This is a genomic window from Leisingera sp. SS27, assembly GCF_028368855.1.
In the GTDB taxonomy this organism is placed as follows: domain Bacteria; phylum Pseudomonadota; class Alphaproteobacteria; order Rhodobacterales; family Rhodobacteraceae; genus Leisingera.
The window spans coordinates 662,446-676,878 of record NZ_JAQNCY010000001.1; the positions used below are offsets into that span (position 1 = coordinate 662,446).

13 protein-coding genes are annotated in these 14,433 nt (G+C 61.8%); 7 read left to right on the top strand and 6 right to left on the bottom strand.

All coding sequences use genetic code 11. From position 1 onward, the window contains the following. Positions 1 to 51 precede the first annotated feature (51 nt). The gene (locus N6L27_RS03225) at positions 52 to 1,134 is read right to left on the bottom strand and encodes a TRAP transporter substrate-binding protein (RefSeq protein WP_271905637.1); all 1,083 of its coding nucleotides are present in this window, start codon (positions 1,132 to 1,134) and stop codon (positions 52 to 54) included. Positions 1,135 to 1,416: 282 nt separating this feature from the next. Between N6L27_RS03225 and N6L27_RS03230 the strand changes: the two genes are divergently transcribed. The 3 genes from N6L27_RS03230 (at position 1,417) to N6L27_RS03240 (ending at position 4,591) form a co-directional block, all read left to right on the top strand. Beyond that, positions 1,417 to 2,844 (top strand): cache domain-containing protein, encoded by a 1,428-nt coding sequence (locus N6L27_RS03230; RefSeq protein ID WP_271905638.1) that lies wholly within the window; start codon positions 1,417 to 1,419, stop codon positions 2,842 to 2,844. A 66-nt stretch (positions 2,845 to 2,910) separates the two neighbouring features. After that, complete coding sequence (locus N6L27_RS03235) at positions 2,911 to 3,555, top strand: response regulator transcription factor (protein WP_260018578.1); 645 nt, start codon at positions 2,911 to 2,913, stop codon at positions 3,553 to 3,555. 67 nt (positions 3,556 to 3,622) lie between these two features. Further along, positions 3,623 to 4,591 carry a LuxR C-terminal-related transcriptional regulator gene (locus N6L27_RS03240; protein WP_271905639.1) on the top strand — a complete coding sequence of 323 codons (969 nt, stop codon included), beginning with the start codon at positions 3,623 to 3,625 and terminating at the stop codon, positions 4,589 to 4,591. A gap of 3 nt (positions 4,592 to 4,594) precedes the next feature. Here the strand turns inward: N6L27_RS03240 and N6L27_RS03245 are convergent, their stop codons facing one another. Beyond that, positions 4,595 to 5,743, bottom strand: a complete 1,149-nt coding sequence (locus N6L27_RS03245; RefSeq protein ID WP_271905640.1) for a lytic murein transglycosylase — start codon at positions 5,741 to 5,743, stop codon at positions 4,595 to 4,597. A gap of 265 nt (positions 5,744 to 6,008) precedes the next feature. Between N6L27_RS03245 and N6L27_RS03250 the strand changes: the two genes are divergently transcribed. After that, positions 6,009 to 6,998, top strand: a complete 990-nt coding sequence (locus N6L27_RS03250; protein ID WP_271905641.1) for an MBL fold metallo-hydrolase — start codon at positions 6,009 to 6,011, stop codon at positions 6,996 to 6,998. A gap of 65 nt (positions 6,999 to 7,063) precedes the next feature. On the opposite strand, the gene N6L27_RS03255 is transcribed toward N6L27_RS03250, so the two are convergent. Then, positions 7,064 to 7,915, bottom strand: a complete 852-nt coding sequence (locus N6L27_RS03255) for a HalD/BesD family halogenase (RefSeq protein WP_271905642.1) — start codon at positions 7,913 to 7,915, stop codon at positions 7,064 to 7,066. 404 nt (positions 7,916 to 8,319) lie between these two features. On the opposite strand from N6L27_RS03255, the gene N6L27_RS03260 reads away from it, so the two are divergent. Then, complete coding sequence (locus tag N6L27_RS03260; protein WP_271905644.1) at positions 8,320 to 10,071, top strand: acetolactate synthase 3 large subunit; 1,752 nt, start codon at positions 8,320 to 8,322, stop codon at positions 10,069 to 10,071. Between the two features lie 90 nt (positions 10,072 to 10,161). Continuing rightward, positions 10,162 to 10,722: an acetolactate synthase small subunit gene (gene ilvN, locus N6L27_RS03265; protein ID WP_271905645.1), complete on the top strand. Its 561-nt coding sequence runs from the start codon at positions 10,162 to 10,164 to the stop codon at positions 10,720 to 10,722. Positions 10,723 to 10,750: 28 nt separating this feature from the next. Here ilvN and N6L27_RS03270 read toward each other — a convergent pair whose 3' ends face one another. Beyond that, complete coding sequence (locus N6L27_RS03270; protein WP_271905647.1) at positions 10,751 to 11,101, bottom strand: hypothetical protein; 351 nt, start codon at positions 11,099 to 11,101, stop codon at positions 10,751 to 10,753. A 235-nt stretch (positions 11,102 to 11,336) separates the two neighbouring features. Between N6L27_RS03270 and N6L27_RS03275 the strand changes: the two genes are divergently transcribed. Next, positions 11,337 to 12,134 carry a helix-turn-helix domain-containing protein gene (locus N6L27_RS03275; RefSeq protein WP_271905648.1) on the top strand — a complete coding sequence of 266 codons (798 nt, stop codon included), beginning with the start codon at positions 11,337 to 11,339 and terminating at the stop codon, positions 12,132 to 12,134. Positions 12,135 to 12,136: 2 nt separating this feature from the next. Here N6L27_RS03275 and N6L27_RS03280 read toward each other — a convergent pair whose 3' ends face one another. Continuing rightward, on the bottom strand, positions 12,137 to 12,907 hold the full coding sequence (locus tag N6L27_RS03280) for a DUF2189 domain-containing protein (protein WP_271905649.1): 771 nt from the start codon (positions 12,905 to 12,907) through the stop codon (positions 12,137 to 12,139). 247 nt (positions 12,908 to 13,154) lie between these two features. Beyond that, positions 13,155 to 14,282 carry a peptide chain release factor 2 gene (gene prfB / locus N6L27_RS03285; RefSeq protein ID WP_271905650.1) on the bottom strand — a complete coding sequence of 376 codons (1,128 nt, stop codon included), beginning with the start codon at positions 14,280 to 14,282 and terminating at the stop codon, positions 13,155 to 13,157. Positions 14,283 to 14,433: the final 151 nt, after the last annotated feature.

Genomic DNA, 14,433 nt, shown 5'->3' on the forward strand with positions numbered 1-14,433 from the left:
GGGATCCCCCGCGGCAAGCGCGGAGGATCCGGTTGATGCCGGTCAGGCAGATCAGCCGAGCACGCGGTCGCGCTGAACGCGGTAGGCGCCTTCGGATTTGGTGATCCAGCCGGAGGAGGCTTTCATCGACGCTTCGACGCTGCCGCGGATTTTTGCGAACAGCTCGTCGCCCATGAACTCGTCCAGGGTTTCCTTGGTCGCTGCACCGAAGGCATCCCAGACGCTGTCGGGGAATTCCAGGGTCTTCACGCCGCCGGACTGCAGGCGCTGCAGTGCTGCACCATTGTTGTTCATGAACTGCGCCAGGCTCCACTGGTGGCCGGCGGCAGCTGCCATCTCGATGATCTTCTGGTGCGCAGGCGACAGGCCTTCGAACACGTCGCGGTTGGTGGCAACCGACAGGGCCGCGCCCGGCTCGTGGAAGCCCGCGGTGTAGTAGGTCTTGGTGATTTCCTGGAAACCCGCCTTTTCGTCCGCCCAGGGGCCGATCCACTCGGTGCCGTCGATGGCGCCGGAGGACAGCGCCTGATACACTTCGGAGCCCGGGATGTTCTGCACGGAGGCACCTAGCTTGCCCAGCGCCTTGCCGCCCAGGCCCGGCATCCGGAACTTGAGACCGTTGAAGTCCTCGGGGCCGTTGATTTCCTTGTTGAACCAGCCGCCGGCCTGCGGGCCTGTGTTGCCGCCGATGAAGGACTTCAGGCCGAAGATCTGGCCCAGCTCGTCATGCAGCGCGTGGCCGTCGCCGTGGTAGTACCAGTTCACCAGTTCCTGCGGGGTCATGCCGAAGGGCACGGCGGTGAAGTAGGCATAGCCCGGGTGCTGGCTGACGAAATAATAGTCAGCGGCGTGGTACATGTCGGCCTGGCCTGCAGTCACGGCGTCGAACACTTCGAACGCGCCAACCAGCTCGCCTGCGGCTTTTACGTCAACGGTCAGGGTGCCGTCGGACATGGCGGTGATGGTGTCGGCCACAAACTGCGCCGAGTCATGCACGCCTGCCAGGCCGCGGCCCCAGGTGGTGACCATGGTCAGGGTGCGGTTGCCCTGGGCATAGGCCGGTGCCGCCAGGGTGCTGGCTGCTGCTGCGGACCCGCCCAGCGCGGATGTTTTCAAGAAAGAACGGCGATCCATTAATTATTCCTCCCATTATCAATTCGGATTGCCCCAGGTCCCCCCAAGGCGGATCGGTTCGAGTGCGGTCAGCCTAGCGGCGATGAATTTTATGTGAATACCTAGTACTGCGTAGAACGGAACGTTTTTGCCGGTCATTGCAGCAATTCGCATGCATTTCACACGCGATGAGAAAACCGCGGACTCCCGCAGTAAGGGCAAACCACCCCTGCCCCTTTGATTCCTCTGGGCGGCTGCGCAATGATTCGGTACACGATTCTGACCCATTCCCGCGGAGTGCTTATGCGTCTGTTCCGTTCCCTGCTGCGCCCCGATTACGCGCAGAAGCTGTCGCTGCTGATGACCCTGCCGCTGATCGTGGCGGGCACTGCGATTGCGCTGGTGGTGGGCTATCAGTCGCGCGCCCTGGCCGAACGCGAGATCCAAGCGCTGGAAATGCAGCTGCTGGAGGCAAAGAAGGCGGAGCTGCGCAATTACGTGACTCAGGCGCGCAACGGCTTTGCCCATATCTATGGCCTGGCGGCACCCGATGATGCGGGGGCCAAGGAGCGGGTCACCCAGATCCTCAGCGCGATGATCTACGGCAAGGACGGGTTCTTTTTCGTCTACGACTATGACGGCACCAACCTGGTGAGCCCGCGTCAGACCGAGTACATCAACCGCAATTGGGCCGGGCTGCGGGACAGCGCAGGCGTCCCGGTGGTGGATGAGTTCATCCGCCTCGCCCGCGACGGCGCCGGCTGGCACAGTTTCACCTGGGAGAAGCCCTCAACCGGCGAGGAGGCGCAGATGATCGCCTATGTGCTGGGCCTGCAGGACTGGCAATGGGCGATCGGAACCGGTGTTTTCATCGACGATGTGCTGGCCACGGTCGCCGCCTCGCGGGCAGAGGTTGAGGCGCGGGTGCGGCGCACGTTCCTGTATATCGGCGGCATCACCCTGGTGTCGCTGGCGCTGGTCTTTGCCTCCGGCATGTTCCTGAACATCCGCGAGCGGCGGCTGGCGGATGCCAAGCTGAAGGAGCTGACCCAGCGGGTGTTCGACGCCCAGGAAGAGGAGCGCGGACGGGTTGCGCGGGAGCTGCATGACGGCATCAGCCAGCTGTTGGTCGGGGTGCGCTATGCCCTGGACAACACCCGCCGCCGCCTGTCGCGCGGCGATGGAGAAGGCGCGGCGGCGCCTTTGGAGAAAGGCACGGAGAACCTGCTGACCGCCATCACGGAGGTGCGGCGGATCAGCCGCGATCTGCGCCCCGGCGTGCTGGATGACCTGGGTCTGGGGCCGGCGCTGAAGGCGCTGACCGATGACTTTGCAGTGCGCACGGGCATCGAAACCGAGTTCTCCACCGTTGTTTTCCGCAATCGTCTGGATCAGGATTCCAAGATCGCTCTCTACCGTATCGCGCAGGAGGCGCTGACCAATATCGAGCGCCACGCGGAGGCCAGCAAGGTCAGCATCGACCTGCGCGGCCATACCCGCGGCGCCACCATGCGGATCTCCGACAACGGCCGCGGGCTGCCGCCGCGTGATGCCCGCACCGGGCCGGGGATCGGCCTGCGCAACATGCAAGAGCGGATCGAGCAGCTTGACGGCACCTTGCGCATTCTGTCATCACGGGGCACCCAGAGCGGCACCGTGATCGAGGCAAGCCTGCCCTTGAGCCACCTGCTGCCGCCGGGCGAGGAAGGCACGCCAGCGCAATTGCCGTAAGTCCTGGGGAGGATACGGTACCCGGCGCAGCCTTTGGAAAGTTCGACAACTGCCGTTGGGGGGATGATGGCGGATCCAGTAAAAGTTCTGATCGTGGACGACCACCCGATGGTGGCTGAGGGCATCCAGTCGATCCTGGAAAGCTATGACGATATCGAAGTTGTCGGCTCCCTGACCGACGGTCAGGTTGCGGTGGACCAGATGGGCCTTCTGGCTCCTGACGTGGTGCTGATGGACCTCAACATGCCCAAGCTCGGCGGCCTCAGCGCCACCGAGATCATCCTGGAACAGCACCCCGGCACCCGCATCCTGATCCTGTCGATGCATGACAGCGCCGAGTATATCTCCACCGCGCTCAGCCACGGGGCCATGGGTTATGTGCTGAAGGATGTGCCGACCGACGAAATCAAGCAGGCCATCGATGCGGTGATGCAGGGCAAGACCTATCTGTGCACCGGCGCCGCCGGCTCGCTGAAGCCCAAGGACGGTGACATCCGCGAGGCGCTCACGGGGCGCGAGCAAACCATCCTCTTGGAGCTGGCGCAGGGCAAGTCCAACAAGGAAGTCGCGCAAACGCTTGATATCTCTGTCAGAACGGTCGAGACCCACCGCAAGAACATCAAACGCAAACTGGGGATTTCCTCCACTGCGGGCCTGACCCGCTATGCGCTGGAGCATGGGGTGCTGCAGGGCACCGGCGCCGGTTTCTGACCGCTTCCAGATTTTTCTTTGTGATCCGCAGCCCCTGCCCTAGCCTTGCGCGTCAAGGAGCTGCGCCATGAGTACAGACAAGCCCGCAATCCCACCGCAGACTCAGGCCAAATGGCAGCGGGTGGTGGATCTGGTGGCCGAACTGACCGATGTGCCCGCCGCACTGATCATGGCAACGGTCGATCTGGACCACCGGGTGAAGGTCTCCAACACCGCGGAAAACAACCCTTATTTTCCTGGCCGCAAGTACCAGCTCAACGAAAAGCTCTACTGCTTTGGCGTCTTTGAGAACGACGGCGAACTGGTGGTCGAGGACGCCCAGTGTGAGCCGCGCTGGCAGGACAACGAGGACATGGAGCACGCCATGTCCTTCTACATCGGTTATCCGATCAAATGGCCGGATGGGGAGATTTACGGCACCATCTGCGTGCTCGACACCCGGCGCAACAAACGCGCGCTGATGTTCCGCAAGGGACTGCAGGAGTTCTGCCGGGTGGTGGAGGGCGATCTGGCGCTTCTGCTGGAGGTGGCCCAGCGCAAGCAGGCGCAAGCCGAGCTGCGCGAGACGGTGCGGGCGCGGGAGGACACCATCAAGCGCCGCACCAAGGCGCTGGAGGAGGCCAACACCGCGCTGCGGGTGCTGATCGACAACGTGGAGGCGTCGCGCCATGAAAGCGAGCAGCAGATCGTGCAGCAGATCAAGGGCATGGTGCTGCCCTATGTGGCCAAGCTCAGACATCTGGATGCGGGGCGCGAGCTGCAGAGCGCCTATTTGATGATGATCGAGGACAATCTGAAGAACATCACCTCCGCCCTGTCGTCCAAGATGTCAGAAGCGCTGGAACAGCTGACCCCAGCGGAGACCGAGATCATGCAGCTGATCATGATGGGCCGCACCACCAAGGAGATCGCCGCCACCCTGGGGCGCGAAACCAGCACCATCGACTTTCACCGTAACAACATCCGCCAGAAACTGGGCCTCAGCCGGCGCGAGAACCTGCGCCAGCATCTGATTGCGCTGAGTTCGGCGGAGTAGCCGCTAGTTCAGACTTCTGAGCAGCGCCTGCGACGGGTCACCGGTTGCCGGCAGGCCGCGGCTGGACTGATAGGCACTGATCGCCGCGCGGCTTTTCGGCCCCAGCACCCCATCGGCACCGCCGGTGTCAAAACCGCGTGCGGTCAGGCGTTTCTGCAACAGGATGCGGTCGTCCTTGGTCAGCCCGTATTTGTCCGGAGGGAAGCTGGCGCGCAGCGCGGCACCGCCGGCGATGCGGTCGGCCAGATGACCCACGCCGATCGCATAGGCATCTGAATTGTTGTAGCGCTTGATCGCATTGAAGTTGCTGGTGACAGAGAACACCGGGCCGCCCGGCTGCGGCTGCAGGCTGCGTCCCGAAGGGGTGCCCGGTGCCCCGGCCTCACCGCCCCACTTCAGGCCGCGGGTCCAGCCGTTGCGCTGGAGATAAGCAGCGGTGGAGGCCAGCGCGTCGGTCGGGTCCTCCGACCAGATATCACGGCGCCCGTCGCCGGTGAAATCCACGGCAAACGCCTGGTAGGAGGTCGGAATGAACTGGGTATGCCCCATGGCGCCGGCCCAGCTGCCGGTCATGCGGGCGGGCGTGATGTCGCCGTTCTGCAGGATCTTCAGTGCAGCAATCAGCTGTTTTTCAAAGAACGCTCCGCGCCGCCCGTCAAAGGCCAGAGTGGAGGTGGCGGAAATCACCGGAACGTTGCCGCGGCGCTCGCCAAAGAAGCTCTCCAGCCCCCAGATCGCGCAGATGATTTCCGCATCAACGCCATAGCTGCGCTCGAGCGTGCGCAGGGTGGACTGGTGGCGGGCAAAGGCAGCACGGCCTTTGGTCAGACGTTCGTCAGAGACCGCGATGGAGAGGTAATCCTCAAGCGAGCGCTTGAATTCGGTCTGATTGCGATCGCGTTTGACGACACCGGGCAGATAACCCGCGCCGCGGAAGGCGGCGCGCAATGTGGCGCTGGAAATGCCACGGGCCTCTGCCCGCGTGCGGAAGGCGGCAACCCAGGCGTCGTAGCCTGCATTGGGAACGGGGCGAAGGTCTGCTGGCAGGCTGGCGGTTCCGCTGGGGCCGCTGCCTGCGGGCACCGTGCTGCTGCAGGCGCTCAGCCCCAAGGCTGCCAGGCCAAATCCGAAATGACGCCGTGTGATGTTCATGCTCTCTGCCCGCTCCACGAGGTGTTTTGCTGCCCGGCTTCGTCCGGATCCTTTCCGGACAGGCTGCCAGAAACCGGGAGAAGCGCCAAGGCCCGGATTTCCCCCACAGCAAGGACCCGCCGCTCGCCCGTGCGCCCTCACTATGGGGGCTACCCCCATATTCCCCCCATATTCTTCCGGGGCACCCCTTGGGTCTTCTCGCACCTAGCCTGTTTGCACCGCTGCGCCAAGGCGGCGGCTAGACAACAACAGGGAGACGGAACCAATGGATGAGCACAAGAAAGAGCTGAATCCGGCCAGGCTGGACGGCCGCAAGGATGACCTGGCGCCCGGCCTGTCCCGGCGCAGCTTCTTTGCCGCCGCAGGTGCTGCAGGCGTCGGAACAGCCGCCAGCCTGCTGGGCACCACCAGCGCACAGGCGCAATCGACCGACTGGCTGCAGCCCGGCAACAACAACCATGTGATCGATCTGCAGAACATGTCCGCCTTTGCAGATGGCGAGGTAAAGATTGATTTCTACGGCCATTGCGCGATCAAGATCACCTCTCCCGGCGGCGCATCGATCCTTTTTGATCCGTGGCGGGATGACCCCTCCGGTGCCTGGGGATTATGGTTCAAGCAGAAGTTCCCGGAGACTCTGGTGGATATCACCATGTCCACCCATACTCATTTCGACCATGACGCCATCGACCGCCCGCAATCGACCATGGTGCTGGACCGGATGGTGGGCACGTTCGAGTTCGCGGACCTCAAAATCACTGGCTACGCCGACAAACACGCCTGCGTCGCGCCGGGCTGGTATCCCTGGACCAACGCCCTGGCCGAGTTCGGGGTTGAGGCCTGCCCGCCCAACAACCCGGGCCACATGGATATGGTGACATATGTGGTGGAGACCGGCGGCATCCGTACTCTGATCTGGGGCGATAACCGGCCCGACCCGGCAGACGGATTCTGGGACGCCATCGGGCGCATCGACGTGCTGACCCTGCCGGTCGACGGCTCTGAGCACATCCTGTCCTATGAGCAGGCCAACGCGCTGGTGGAACGGATCCAACCCAAGGCGGTGATCCCCACCCACTACCTGTCGGAGACCACCACCTATACGCTGTCGACGCTGCAGCCCGCTGACACCTGGGTGAAGGACCAGAAAAGCTACAAGATGCTGGACGGCGCCTCCCTGTCGCTGGCGGCGGCGGATGTGCAGGCGATGGACAAGGAGTTCCTGTATTTCGGGCACAACGCGCTGACGGAGTAATCCCCGGCATTGCCGCAACATTGTTGTGCCCGTCCGGGCGCTCTCCCCCCGGGGCGCCCGTTTTGTTAGTCTCGCAGCGCGTCTGCGCGCAGGCCTTCGCGCTCGTAGTGGCGCGGCAGGACGCGGCCGTAAAGCTGTCTGGTGCGCTCCACCCCGCCGCACATGCCCTCAGTCTCGACAAAGGAAAAGATACCGACATACCTCCTGCGCGGCCCTTCCACCGGAGCCACCCTGTGCAAAGAGTAACGGCCGCGGAAGATCTGCAGATCGCCCGGCTGCAGCACCAGCCTGCGCACCAAGGGCGAGCCGCCCGCCAGCACCCGCGCAACGCCGTCGTAGTTTTCATCCGTGGGCGTGCGCAGCATCGGTGCGTATTCGAAATCGCCGCCGGCCTCGCCATTCTGGATCGCCAGCGTCACCGTGTAGTTGTTGGTATCAAAATGCCAGGGGAAGCCGCCGCCTTCCTCGACCATGTTGATGATCACATCCGCCAGCGGGTCGTCATAACGGAAGAAACGGTTCTCCGGCTCCCCCAGCGCCTCGCGGATGAAGGGCATGAAGCCGGGAAATTCGTAAATCGTCCGCAGCGGGCTGGCCGCGCCGAAATTATCCGCCGGAATAAAGGCATTGGAGCGGTCATAGAACTGGCGCACCGGGTGGTCTTGCGGCAGCGACGGATCGTCCTTGGAGAAGTAAGCGTTGGTGCGGCTGAACGACTTATGCCCCTGATCCGCTACGGTATCAGCTTCGGCCGCCAGCCTGGCGATGCCGTCCGGGTGCACAAAGCCCGGCAGCACCGCGCAGCCGTCAGCTTCCAGCTCGCTTTGCACGTCCGCCATCATCCGCGCATAGGCGGGCGAGCCACGCCTGTCGATCGGATAGCGCCCCAGGTCCACCAGATCTGCAAGTTCAGCCATGTTCATGTCCTTCCCTGTCGCCTCTTTTAGGGTGAGCTTGCCCGCTGCGGTTTGGCTGATCTGGCACAAACGGGACATGGGAGTGCCGGTTTTGAACGAATCCACACCGGCACGCGCCGTCATTTTCGCGGAAATTTCGCCGCACCCCAGGGCGTGAGCAAGAAAATGTCCCTGAACAGGTGTTTTTTGACAGCTTTCGCGGTTGACGCCCCTGTCCGGCAGACATAATGTCCCCCGCAACGCAAAGAGGAGCCTGTGGCAGTGACCACCCTAGTCGTAATCGTAGGAACCAAGCGCATGGGCCGGTAACGGTAGACCATAATCGAACCCATGCGCCTCCGACCAGAAATCGGGGGCTTTTTTTATGCGTAACGGACGATGCCGCCAATTGGAGCAAAAAGCAGATGACACGTGAAATGACCGGCGCAAAGATGGTTGTCCAAGCCCTGAAGGATCAGGGTGTGGACGTAGTCTTCGGATACCCAGGCGGCGCCGTGCTGCCGATCTATGACGAGATCTTTCTGCAAAATGACATCCGCCACGTCCTGGTGCGGCACGAACAAGGCGCCGTACACGCCGCTGAGGGCTATGCCCGCTCCACCGGCAAGCCGGGTGTTGTGCTGGTGACCTCCGGCCCCGGTGCCACCAATGCCGTCACCGGCCTCACTGATGCGCTTCTGGACTCGATCCCGATCGTGGTTCTGACCGGCCAGGTGCCGACCTTTATGATCGGCTCCGACGCCTTCCAGGAGGCCGATACCGTCGGCATCACCCGCCCCTGCACCAAGCACAACTGGCTGGTGAAGGACACCGATGCGCTGGCCGGCACCCTGCATGAAGCCTTCCACGTCGCCAAATCCGGCCGCCCAGGCCCGGTTCTGGTCGACATCCCCAAGGACGTGCAGTTTGCCAGCGGCAAATACCAGGGACCGAAACCTTCGGCATCGCATTACCAGCCGCAGGTCAAGGGCGATATGGAAGAGATCACGGAGCTGGTCGAGGCCATCGAGAAGGCCAAGCGCCCGGTGTTCTATACCGGCGGCGGCGTCATCAACTCCGGCACCGCGGCCAGCCAGCTGCTGCGCGAACTGGTGGATGCCACCGGCATTCCGGTCACCTCGACCCTGATGGGGCTCGGCGCCTATCCGGCCTCCGGCAAGAACTGGCTGGGCATGCTGGGCATGCACGGCCTTTACGAGGCCAACATGGCGATGCACGGCTGCGACCTGATGATCAACATCGGTGCCCGTTTCGATGACCGGATCACCGGCCGCATCGACGCCTTCAGCCCGAAGTCGAAGAAGGCGCATATCGACATCGACCCCTCCTCGATCAACAAGGTGATCCGGGTCGACATTCCGATTGTCGGCGATGTGGCCCATGTTCTGGAAGACCTGCTGAAGGTCTGGAAGTCGCGCGGCCGCAAGGTGAACCGCGAGGCGCTGGACAAGTGGCACAAGCAGATCAACGAATGGCGCGCGGTGAACTGCCTGTCATTCAAGAACTCGGACAAGACCATCAAGCCGCAGTACGCGCTGCAGCGTCTGGAAGAACTGACCAAAGGCCGTGACCGCTATGTCACCACCGAGGTCGGCCAGCACCAGATGTGGGCAGCGCAATACCTGGGTTTTGAGGATCCGAACCGCTGGATGACTTCCGGCGGCCTCGGCACAATGGGATATGGCTTCCCGGCCTCGATCGGCGCGCAGATGGCACACCCGGATGCGCTGGTGATCAACGTCGCAGGCGAGGCATCGTGGCTGATGAACATGCAGGAGATGGGCACCGCAGTGCAGTTCCGCCTGCCGGTGAAGCAGTTCATCCTCAACAACGAGCGCCTGGGCATGGTGCGCCAGTGGCAGGAACTGCTGCACGGCGAACGCTACAGCCACTCCTGGTCCGAGGCGCTGCCTGATTTCGTGAAGCTCGCCGAGGCCTTTGGCTGCAAGGGCATCTGCGTCAGCGATCCTGCGGATCTGGATGATGCGATCATGGAAATGATCAACTATGACGGGCCGGTGATCTTCGACTGCCTGGTTGAAAAGCATGAGAACTGCTTCCCGATGATCCCGTCGGGCAAGGCGCACAACGAGATGCTCTTGGGCGAAGCCGAGACGCAGGGCGTTATCCAGGCCGGCGGCGCAGTGCTGGTGTAACCGCGGCTGGACCGCAAAATTCTTATGAAGAATTTTGCCAAAAGTTTTTCTGAAAACTTTTGGCAGCGAGAGATGAGAGAAAGGCACAACATGTCTGCCCTGCAAATCAAAAAAGGCTCCAACCGCCATTCCGCCTACAACCTGCGTCCGACGTTCTCGGACGTGCAGGAGCGCCATACCATTGCCGTGCTGGTGGAAAACGAACCCGGCGTTCTAGCCCGGGTGATCGGCCTGTTTTCGGGCCGCGGCTATAACATCGAAAGCCTTACCGTGGCGGAGGTGGACCATACCGGCCACCTGTCGCGCATCACCATCGTCACCACCGGCACACCGCAGGTGATTGAGCAGATCAAGGCACAGCTGGGACGGATCGTGTCCGTCCGCGACGTGCACGACCTGACCGTCGAAGGTGCCGCAGTGGAACGGGAGCTGGCGATCCTGAAAGTGGCAGGCGAAGGCGACAAGCGCGTCGAAGCGCTGCGGCTGGCGGATATCTTCCGCGCCAATGTGGTCGACAGCACCCTGAACAGTTTTGTGTTTGAAATCACCGGTGCGCCGGAAAAGATCGATGCCTTTGCGGATCTGATGCGCCCGCTGGGCCTGGCTGAGATTGCCCGCACCGGCGTTGCCGCCCTGCTGCGCGGCAACTGACCCCGTCACCGGCCGAACAGGGCCGGTGTTATCCTTGAAAGTTGCGAAGCGGTGCGGATACGCGCCGCTTTTCTGCTGTCTGCAGAGGGAACGGAACGACCTTCTGCTCCTGGCTGCCGGCCTCAGCCGCTTTGCACTCCGCCGTTGCACTCAACCGGTCTGCCAGATCAGGACTACCCTGCTCCAGCACAACGGCGAGGTTTTCTGCAACTCTGATATTGCCACTCAGAGTTACATCAAACTCAACCCAGTCCCCTGGATTCAGTTCGGCATGCTCCGTTCCAGCCGTATTTGTATAAAAAGCAAGGTCCCCTTGGTCATCGCACCAGATTACGGCTTTGGTCAGGGGAGCATCGCTCCATAAAATGACTCCAATCATACCAGTCCTCGTTTTGCCGCCCGTTAATTCTGAAGCAATTGAGCTGACGCCAACATGACAAAAAACGAGTCCCGCTATTGCATTTTGTGTCAGTTCCGCTAGCCTCCTGACGTGAACTAGAGACACTCCTGACGCTACAAGGGTGCACCGACTGCTGTGCCGATGCCCTAAACTGGCATAACCTACCGGCAAACAGGGAAAATTCTACGCAAAAGCCAAACCGTCAGGACCCCGAATGAACAGCCAGAACCGCTCTCCAGCTGACCTGAGGAACATGTTTGGCGCGAACTTGCGTCAATTGGCGCGGCAATACCGGTCGATTTCAGAGCTGTCGCGCCAGCTGGGCATCAATCGCACGCAATTCAACCGCTACCTGTCCGGCGAGAGTTTTCCGCGCCCGGATATTCTTGACCGCATTTGCCGTTTCTTTGACGTAGACGCACGTATCCTGCTCGACCCGGTGGAAACGCTTTCAAAGGCGGGCCAGGTTGTAAACGGTGCATTTCTGGCGGATTTCCTTGGCCACGGCGTTCAACAACTGACCGAGGAGTTTTTCCCTTCCGGATTTTACCGTTTCACGCGCCGAAGCTTCATCAATGAAGAGAAATTCGTGATCGGCCTCGTCTACGTGTTCCGGGAGGGTGGCGTCACTTATATCAAGGGGTTCGAGGCAAAAGAGGCGATGCAGAGCCAGGGCCTGCCGGCCAGTCTCGGGGTGCGGGAGTTCCGGGGCTACATCAGCGGCCACGAAGACGGTGTCGCCTTTGTCATCGCGCGGCGCAAGGCGATGACCTACTCGTTCAATTATCTGGCGCGGGTGGCGTCCCTGCAGAACAACTTCTGGTCGGGGTACGTCGCCCGCACTGTCCGCGAAAACGGTGCCGGGGAGCGGGTGACACGGATGGTTTATGAACATCTGGGCCGCGATACACCTCAGGTTCTGGCCGCCGCACGCAGTGCAGGCTTTGCTGACGAGGACGCTCTGCTGCCCTTCCACCGCCGCCTGCTGAACACCGGCCAGCCCTTTCGTTGACGCTAACTCGCGTCAGCGAGCCTGTAGATGTGCCAAGTGGCGTGGCCCAAGAGCGGCAGCACCATGAACAGACCCAAGAACCATGGCAGCAGCGCAGCAAAGGTCAGAACCGCAATCATTCCAGCCCAGATCATCATCACCAAGAAGTTCTGCTGCACATATTGGAAGCTGGTGATCATGGCGGTGACAAAGTCCACCTCGCGGTCCAGGAGCAGTGGCAGTGCAATCACCGTGATCATGTAAAGCAGCAGGGCAAACATTGCCCCGACCACCGTGCCGACTGCCAGCATGGTCAGCCCGTTGGCAGTCAGGAACACCTCTGCCGAGGTGGAGATGTTGGTCATCGTCGCATGCCCCAGGAACAGCGCAAAAATCATGTGGCCGAGGAAAAACCAGAACAGGAACACCACAACGATGATGGCGCAGATAGACGGCAACTGACGGCGGCTTTGCTGCAGAACCACCCCCAGAATCCGTCCGACCGCAATCCCCCTGCCCTGTTCCAGCCGGTGCGACACCTCATAAAGGCCAACCGCGGCAAAGGGACCGATCAGCGGGAAGCCGATGGCCGCCAGCACCAGCCAGTAGGTGGTGCCTGTGCGCACCGTGATCCAGGCCATCATCCAGCCTGCCAGCACGTAAAACGCTGCAAAGAACAGCCCGTAAAGCGGCTTCCTGCGGAAGTCCCCCCAGCCACGGCGCAGAGCCTCGAACAGCATCTGCGTCGTGACCGGTTGCAGCGGCGGCACGCCAAAAGGCTTTTCTGGTGTCATCGCGGTGCTCCTCCCCTCAGGCAGGCCCGGTTTTCTGTCCTGTTGCGGATAGCCTGCGTCTTTTTCAAATGAAGCATCAAAAATGCTTCATTTGAGCCTAGCCGCGAAATCCGCAGAATAAAATGCCTTGCAGATGCATGATATATCTGCCGCTTTGCCCGCAGCTGGACCCGCTCAAAAATTGGGCAGCCGGTGCAGGCTGCCCTTTACTACACGGTTGAGTGCCCTGTTCCGGGCAGCACTGGGGTCAGTCTTCGGCCTGCGCGTCGGCGCGGCTCTTGCCGGACACGTTCAGCGCCAAGGTTGCGGCCATAAAGCCGTCCAGATCACCGTCCAGCACGCCCTTGGTGTCAGAAGTCTCATGCTGGGTGCGCAGGTCCTTCACCATCTGGTAGGGCTGCAGAACATAGGAGCGGATCTGGTTGCCCCATCCGGCATCACCCTTGGCCTCATGCGCCTCGTTGATGGCAGCGTTGCGGCGGTCCAGTTCCTGCTGATACAGGCGCGACTTCAGCGCTTTCATGGCGATATCGCGGTTCTGGTGCTGGGACTTTTCCGAGGAGGTCACCACAATACCGGTCGGGATGTGGGTAATCCGCACAGCCGAGTCCGTGGTGTTCACATGCTGGCCGCCGGCGCCGGAGGAGCGGTAGGTGTCCACCCGGATATCCGACGGGTTCACTTCGATCTCGATATTGTCATCCACCACCGGATAAACCCAGACCGAGCTGAACGACGTGTGCCGCTTGGCCGCCGAGTCATAGGGCGAAATGCGCACCAGCCGGTGCACGCCGCTTTCGGACTTCAGCCAGCCATAGGCGTTGTGTCCGGAAATCTTGTAGGCAGCAGACTTGATGCCCGCCTCGTCGCCTGCGCTTTCGGATTGCAGCTCGACCTTGTAGCCCTTCTTCTCAGCCCAGCGGACATACATCCGCGCCAGCATAGACGCCCAGTCGCAGCTCTCTGTGCCGCCGGCGCCTGCGTTGATCTCGAGGAAGGTGTCATTGGCATCCGCCTCGCCGTCCAGGAGCGCTTCCAGCTCCTTCTCAGCCGCCTTCTCCTTGAGCGCCGCCAGAGCAGATTCTGCGTCTTTGATCACCTCGGCGTCGTCTTCCATCTCGCCCAGTTCGATCAGCTCGATGTTATCCGACAGATCCTGCTTGATGCCCTTGTAGGTATCAATGGAATCCACCAGCGCCTGGCGCTCGCGCATCAGTTTTTGTGCCGCCTCCGGATCGTCCCACAGGTTCGGGTCCTCGACCCGCGCGTTGAACTCCTCGAGCCGGTACTCGGCGGTTTCCCAGTTCAACCGCTGGGCCAGCAGTTCCAGCGATTTCTCGATGTCTGCGACGATATTCTGGGTTTCCGCGCGCATGGGAGGTCCTTGCAATCTGAGATCAGGCCTGCGTGATAAACCACCCTTGCGCCGCGGGCAAGCGGGCAGCATGTCCCGGCAGGCGCAGGGAGATACGGAAAATGCATCTAAAATGCAGCGCGGTATCTGATCCGGAAAATACGCAGAATTA

Excerpts from the sequence above, each read along its gene's own strand:
- N6L27_RS03275 (WP_271905648.1), top strand. The coding sequence starts at position 11,337 with ATGAACAGCCAGAACCGCTCTCCAGCTGACCTGAGGAACATGTTTGGC.
- N6L27_RS03240 (WP_271905639.1), top strand. The coding sequence starts at position 3,623 with ATGAGTACAGACAAGCCCGCAATCCCACCGCAGACTCAGGCCAAATGG.
- N6L27_RS03280 (WP_271905649.1), bottom strand. The coding sequence starts at position 12,907 with ATGACACCAGAAAAGCCTTTTGGCGTGCCGCCGCTGCAACCGGTCACG.
- N6L27_RS03255 (WP_271905642.1), bottom strand. The coding sequence starts at position 7,915 with ATGGCTGAACTTGCAGATCTGGTGGACCTGGGGCGCTATCCGATCGAC.
- prfB (WP_271905650.1), bottom strand. The coding sequence starts at position 14,282 with ATGCGCGCGGAAACCCAGAATATCGTCGCAGACATCGAGAAATCGCTG.
- N6L27_RS03270 (WP_271905647.1), bottom strand. The coding sequence starts at position 11,101 with ATGATTGGAGTCATTTTATGGAGCGATGCTCCCCTGACCAAAGCCGTA.
- N6L27_RS03245 (WP_271905640.1), bottom strand. The coding sequence starts at position 5,743 with ATGAACATCACACGGCGTCATTTCGGATTTGGCCTGGCAGCCTTGGGG.
- ilvN (WP_271905645.1), top strand. The coding sequence starts at position 10,162 with ATGTCTGCCCTGCAAATCAAAAAAGGCTCCAACCGCCATTCCGCCTAC.
- N6L27_RS03260 (WP_271905644.1), top strand. The coding sequence starts at position 8,320 with ATGACACGTGAAATGACCGGCGCAAAGATGGTTGTCCAAGCCCTGAAG.
- N6L27_RS03230 (WP_271905638.1), top strand. The coding sequence starts at position 1,417 with ATGCGTCTGTTCCGTTCCCTGCTGCGCCCCGATTACGCGCAGAAGCTG.
- N6L27_RS03225 (WP_271905637.1), bottom strand. The coding sequence starts at position 1,134 with ATGGATCGCCGTTCTTTCTTGAAAACATCCGCGCTGGGCGGGTCCGCA.
- N6L27_RS03250 (WP_271905641.1), top strand. The coding sequence starts at position 6,009 with ATGGATGAGCACAAGAAAGAGCTGAATCCGGCCAGGCTGGACGGCCGC.
- N6L27_RS03235 (WP_260018578.1), top strand. The coding sequence starts at position 2,911 with ATGGCGGATCCAGTAAAAGTTCTGATCGTGGACGACCACCCGATGGTG.